General features: G+C 64.4%; 1 protein-coding gene. It reads left to right on the top strand.

Annotated features, from left to right (window positions below; translation table 11 throughout):
- The coding region (locus FLM9_RS00615) for a RecQ family ATP-dependent DNA helicase (protein WP_218969702.1) at window positions 1-5,072 on the top strand (5,072 nt) is incomplete at its 5' end.
- Window positions 5,073-5,171 lie beyond the last annotated feature (99 nt).

The following is a 5,171-nucleotide window of genomic DNA, read 5'->3' on the forward strand; positions in this document are numbered from 1 at the left end:
GTCGTATCCGTGCCTTTGGCGCGGTGCGCTCGGATACTGGCGAAAGCTGTTGCGGTGGTGGATCTAAAGTGGAGTTGTCACGGCTGGATGCATTGACCGAGGGGGTGGATGCCCTGTTGGGTCACAACCTGATCGCCTTCGACGTCCCGCACCTCAAGGCCACCCTGCCCGGGCTGGGGCTCCTGGAGCTCCCCCAGGTGGATACCCTGCGTCTCAGCCCCCTGGCCTTTCCTCGCAACCCCTATCACCGCCTGGTGAAGCACTACCAGGACGGCAGCCTCCAGCGTGGGCAGATCAATAACCCCGAACTGGATGCCCGCATTGCCCTGGAGGTGTTTGGCGATCAGCGCCAGGCCCTGCAGGAGGTGCAGCACAACCAGCCGGAGCTGCTCGCGGCTTGGCACTGGCTGGGCACACCACAGCCGGAAGGTGTGGATCGAGCGCTGGATGCCCTCTTCTCCGTTCTGCGCAGCGCCCCCCGACCCACTGCCGCTGAGGGGCGACAGGCCATTGGCGACTTTCTCAAGGGGCGCGCCTGCATCAGCCAGAGGAGGGAGGTTGTGAATGGGGCGCGGCAGTTGGGCTGGTCCCTGTCCTATGCGCTGGCGTGGCTGTCCGTGGCAGGGGACAATTCGGTGATGCCGCCCTGGGTGCGCCATCAGTTCCCGCAAGCGGGTCGATGGGTCCATCGGTTGAGGGACCTGGCCTGCACGGACCCCGCCTGCCACTGGTGTCGGGAACACCACGATGCCCGCAAGGAGTTGAAGCGCTGGTTCGGCTTCGACAGCTTTCGCCCTGAACCGGCGGATGACTGGGGAGTCCCCCTCCAGGAAACCATTGTGGAATGTGCCATGGCGGGAGACCACCTGCTGGGGATTCTGCCCACGGGCACGGGCAAGTCCCTCTGCTATCAGCTCCCGGCCCTGTCCCGCTACCACAAAACCGGGGTTCTGACGGTGGTCATCTCCCCCCTGGTGGCGCTGATGGTGGATCAGGTGGTGGGTCTTGAGGCCCGCGGCATTGGGGGGTGTTTCTCCATCAACAGTCTCCTCTCCATGCCGGAGCGAGCCGACGTTCTGGACAAGGTTCGCCTGGGGGACGCGGGCATTCTCCTGATCTCGCCGGAGCAGTTGCGCTCCCGCTCCCTGCGGCGGGTGCTGGAGCAGCGGGAGATTGGCGGCTGGGTGCTCGATGAAGCCCACTGCCTGTCCCGCTGGGGCCATGATTTCCGCACGGATTACCGCTATGTGGGCCGCTTCATCCGGGAGAAGGCGGGGTCAGGACCCATCCCGCCGGTGCTGTGCCTCACCGCCACCGCCAAACCAGACGTGATCGACGAGATCAGGACGTACTTTCGCGACCAACTGGCCATTGACCTGAAGGTGTTTGATGGCGGCGCCAAACGAACCAATCTCCGCTTTGAGGTGATGCCCACCACCGGCGGCGAGAAGCTTGCCCGTGTTTATCAAATCCTGATGGAGTCCTTGCCTCCCGCCGTACGCGGTGGCGCCATCGTCTACTGCGCAACGCGGCGCCAAAGCGAGGAGGTGGCCCAATATCTGCAAACCAAGGGGTTGGCAGTGGCCCACTTCCATGGGGGCTTGCCGCCGGAGACCAGGAAGGACGTGCAACGGCGCTTCATCCATGGGGATTTACGCGCCATTGTCGCCACCAACGCCTTCGGCATGGGCATCGACAAGCAGGACGTGCGGCTGGTGATCCACGCCGACGTTCCGGGGTCGTTGGAGAACTATCTCCAGGAGGCGGGCCGGGCCGGCCGTGATCGTGAATTGGCCCATTGCGTGCTGCTGTACACGCCTGAGGACGTGGAGCAGCAATTCAAATTATCGGCCCACTCCCGGCTCAACCGGGTGGAGATCCAGGGCATCCTCCGGGCACTGCGTAACCTGAACCGGAAGAGGCGTTTCAAAGATGAGGTGGTGGCCACGGCGGGGGAAATCCTGAGGGAAGACGAAGACGGGGCCTTCCAACGGGATTCTGTCACCGACGACACCCGCGTCCACACGGCCCTCACCTGGTTGGAGGAGACGCAGTTGCTCACCCGGGAGGAGAACGTTGTCCACGTGTTTCCGTCTTCCCTGCAGGTTAGCTCCCTCAAGCAGGCCAAAGGACGGCTGGACCGGGTGCAGACCATGACGGAGGCCCGCCGCCGCCAACTCCTGAGGATCACCGCAAGGCTGATCAACGCGCCCCCAGATGAAGGGGTCACCACGGACGAATTGATGGGGGTCGCAGGGTTGAGTCCCGAGGGTGTACGGGCCGCCCTCCACGATCTGGAGCGCCTGGGCATCGCCAACAACGACACGGTGATCACTGCGTTTGTCCACAAAGGTGTGGTGCATGCCTCGCAAAGGCGCCTGGAGGATGCGAAGGCATTGGAGATGGCTCTCATCGCCCACATGCGGGAGGCGGCGCCAGATCAAGGGAAGGGGGACATCTCCTTTCTGCATGTGCGCAGGGCTGCCCAGGTCTTACGGGATCATGGCTGTCCCGATCCTTTGCCAGAACGGTTGCGGCGCATTGTTCGGGGCATTGCCGATGACGGACGGGGTGAGGACGGGGCAGGGGGCAGTTGGTCGGTGCGCAACCGGAACATGGAGACGGTGCGGGTGACCCTGCGGCGCGAATGGTCGGCACTTGAGGAGACGGTGCGCCGTCGCCACATGGGGGCCGGCTGTTTTCTGGACCATCTGCTGAGCTGCCTGCCCCGTGGAATCCGGGGCACGGACCTGCTGGCGGAAACCACCATGGGCCGGCTGTTGCAGGTCCTGACGTCCGACCTGGTGTTGAACAGCCAGGTGCAGCATCCCCAAAGGCTGCTGGATCGGGCCCTGATGTGGCTCCATGAGCTGGACATCATCCGCCTCAACAAGGGCCTGACCGTGTTCCGTCCCGCCATGACCATCCGCCTTAAACAAGGAGAACGGCGGCGTAGCTTCACGAAGGCGGACTTCGAACCGCTGGCGCTGCATTATCAGGGAAAGGTCCTGCAGGTCCACGTGATGGCGGAGTTCGCCAAGCGGGGCCTCGCTGATATGGGGGAAGCGCTGCTTCTGTCCAAGGACTACTTCAGTTTGCCGGAAGATCGGTTCCTGGCCCGCTGGTTGTCAGGGCGAGACAAGGAGATCGGACGCCAGACGACACCCGCTTCATGGCAGGCCATTGTGGAAAACCTGAAGAATCCGATCCAGCAGCACGTTGTCGCCGATGACCGGGAGCAGACCAACGTGCTGGTGCTGGCCGGTCCCGGCTCCGGCAAGACCCGGGTGCTGGTCCACAGGATCGCCTACCTGATCCGGGTGCGACGGGAACCCCCCCGGGGCATTGTGGCCTTGGCATACAACCGTCATGCCGCAGTGCAAATCCGCCATCGTCTGGAGGCGTTGCTTGGAGACGACGCCCGGGGCGTGACCGTACTCACCTGCCATGGGTTGGCCATGCGGTTGGCTGGCGCCAGTTTCAGTGGGCAGCTGGAGCGTTCCGGCCATCAACCAGACGACAACGCCTTCCGGGACGTGATCCGCCGCGCTGTGGACGTGCTGCAGGGGAAGGGCTTGCCAGAGGCAGAGGCGGATGAACGGCGGAACCAACTGCTGACGGGCTTCCGCTGGATTCTGGTGGACGAGTACCAGGACATTGACGCCGACCAGTATGCCTTGATCTCCGCCTTGGCCGGGCGCACCATAGGGTACGACGCCGGCAAGCTCACCCTCTTCGCCGTGGGGGACGACGACCAGAATATCTACGCCTTCAAGGGCGCTTCGGTGAAATTCATTCGTCGCTTTGAAGCAGATTACGGCCCCAGGCCCAGCTACCTGACGGCAAATTACCGCTCCACGGCCCACATCATCGCGGCAGCCAATGCCGTCATTGCCCCGGCGCGAGAGCGGATGAAGGCTGATCATCCCATCCACGTTGACCGGTCACGGGAGAAGGACCCACCGGGTGACCCATGGGAAGCCGTTGACACCGTCGCCCAGGGGCGGGTACAGATCCTGCCGGTGGGCACCAACCCCCTGTCCCAGGCCCAGGTTGTTATGGGGGAGCTGTTGCGCCTCAAGGCGTTGGCGCCCCACTGGGACTGGTGCCGCTGTGCCGTGGTGGCCCGTGAGTGGACATGGCTGCACCCGGTCAGGGCCTTCTGTGAAGCCCGTGGCATCCCGGTGCAGATGGGCAACGAGACCATCCCCAGCGTCTGGCGCCTGCGGGAAACCCAGGCCCTGGTCACCTGGCTGCGCAATCGCACGCCCCAGGTGGTGGATGGCGACGCGCTGGAGGCCTGGATTGCCGCCCAACCGTCAGGTCCCTGGTGCGACCTGCTGCGGCAGGCCGTCCAGGATTACAGGCTGGAAACAGGTGCTGGGGAGACCCCGGTAGAGCACTGCATCGAATGGCTGGCGGAGTGGAGCCGGGACGTGCGTCAACGTCAGCAGGGCCTGCTGCTGGTGACCGCCCACGGGGCCAAAGGCCTGGAGTTTGACCACGTGGCGGTGCTGGACGGGGCCTGGGATCGCACCCGGCAAGGGGAGGACCCGGACGCACAGCGCCGCCTCTACTACGTGGCCATGACCCGCGCCAGACACACGTTGCTGCTGGCCCGCTTCCAGCAGAACCATCGCTTGCAGAAGGGCTTGGCGGAGCTTCCCGCCGTGCTCTGGCGCGAACCCGTCCCCATCCAACCCCCTTCCCCGGCCATGGCGTACCGTCATGTTCGCGCCGAGCTTAAAGACGTGGACCTGGGCTTTGCAGGACGCCACTTTGACGCTGACCCCATTCACGCCGCCATCGCGGCCCTGTCCCCCGCTGACCTGCTCACGACACACGTTGGCCCCCGTGGGCGTTGGGAGCTTCTGGACTCCACAGGGCAGGTGGTAGGGCGTCTTGCCCAGGCCTTTCAGCCGCCGCCAGGGATGAGATGCCGCTCCATCACGGTGCTGGCCGTGATTGTCCGGAGCCGTACGCAAGCGCAGCCAAATTATCAACACGGAATTAAGTGCGATTCCTGGGAAGTGGTGGTGCCGGAGCTGGTGTTTGAGCCTGAACGGTGTTGACCTGGCCCAGTTGGCCTCCCCCAACCGGGTCAGGTGGTGGCCAATGGCCAGCCCAGAACTACCAACAGCCGTCAGCCGTTTCCACAAGGAAGTGCCTGG

The sequence above is a fragment of the Candidatus Synechococcus spongiarum genome (assembly GCF_900047545.1).
GTDB lineage: Bacteria > Cyanobacteriota > Cyanobacteriia > PCC-6307 > Cyanobiaceae > Synechococcus_B > Synechococcus_B spongiarum_C.